This is a genomic window from Segatella sinensis (assembly GCF_040095255.1).
Taxonomy (GTDB): domain Bacteria; phylum Bacteroidota; class Bacteroidia; order Bacteroidales; family Bacteroidaceae; genus Prevotella; species Prevotella sinensis.
On sequence record NZ_JBBNGE010000121.1, the window covers coordinates 1 to 1,229 of the forward strand.

A 1,229-nucleotide genomic window follows, 5' to 3' on the forward strand; every position below is an offset into this window, starting at 1 on the left:
TTGTCGGTATGATTGATGATTTCTGAACTTGTAGACTCGAACTTGCTATCGCCGGAAGGGAGTACGGTAATGTAGTCGAATCCATTGGCTTTTAACCAATTGACATTCGGCTTGGAGTAGAAGCCTGCATCCATCACTACGACACGTTTGGCTTCCTGAGTGGTGGTCTTGGCCAAAGTGCCAACGACTTCCTCAACGGTAGTAGAATCATGACGGTTTCCCTCGTATATCATTGTGCGGACGAGTAATCCCTCTGTGTTTACTACAGCAGCAAGGACAACAATCCTGCAGTCGTCCCTTTTCTCTTTGGAACGACCATACTGACAGAGTTCACTGTTCTCCATTTTCCCCTCAAAGTAGGAGTTTGTGATGTCAAACAGAAGGATTTTCTCCTCGATGCCGAACATGCTGCATACCCTGTCATGGAGCCAGTCCTCAAGACCATGGTGCTCGTCCCACAGACGCTTGGCACTTTCGTACAAGGCATCTTTGGTTATTTTCTCCTTAGGAATGCCGAACATCTCTGCAAGTGCAGTGTTCTCACGAAGATAGCGGACGGTCTTCAATTCTGAATATGGATAGATGGCACGTGCGATAATCTGCATGAGGGCAAAGTTTATATGGTCACGCTTCCATCCCCTGGAGGTCAGATATTTACGAATATCAAGCATACGCATGGTAGAGTTGCAGAGGTTCTCGCAACCGATGATGCGAGCTTCATGCTGGGTGAGCGTTTCAAGCTTAACGGCAACTGCTTTCTTGCGCTCCTCTTCTTCGCGAACCTTGCGCTCGGCGATGAGACGGGGATCGTTTTCCTGGGCATACTTGCTGCTGCGGTACTTCACGTATTGAGACATGGCTTCCTCGTAGAGCTTTTTGTTATCACACATCACGCTTTGTCCATCCTCAATCATAGTGGTAAGCATGGCTGCCAGTCGGTTACGTTCATCCTTGTCAAAGCCGGGAAGTTCTCCAAGGCAAAGAACACTACGATGCTTAGTCTTGCCATCTTTGTCGATGTAAGACTTCGTGAGACGATAGTAATCATAAGCGATTGCTGTACCATCTCCCTGATCGCGATATTTCTTTGCCTTGGATATATACATTTCGGGGGCAAAGGTACACACAATTTTTGAACTGGCAAAACGGGCGGGTGTAGCATTTTGGGGATTTTCCCGAACATTCGCCGCAAATTAGGATTCTTTATGCAAAATCAGCTAGGTAATTGG

The 1,229-nt window shown here is 47.2% G+C and carries 1 protein-coding gene; it reads right to left on the minus strand.

The window, feature by feature from the left end:
- The coding region (locus tag AAAT87_RS15360) for an IS1634 family transposase (RefSeq protein WP_428848590.1) at positions 1 to 1,106 on the minus strand (1,106 nt) is incomplete at its 3' end.
- Positions 1,107 to 1,229 lie beyond the last annotated feature (123 nt).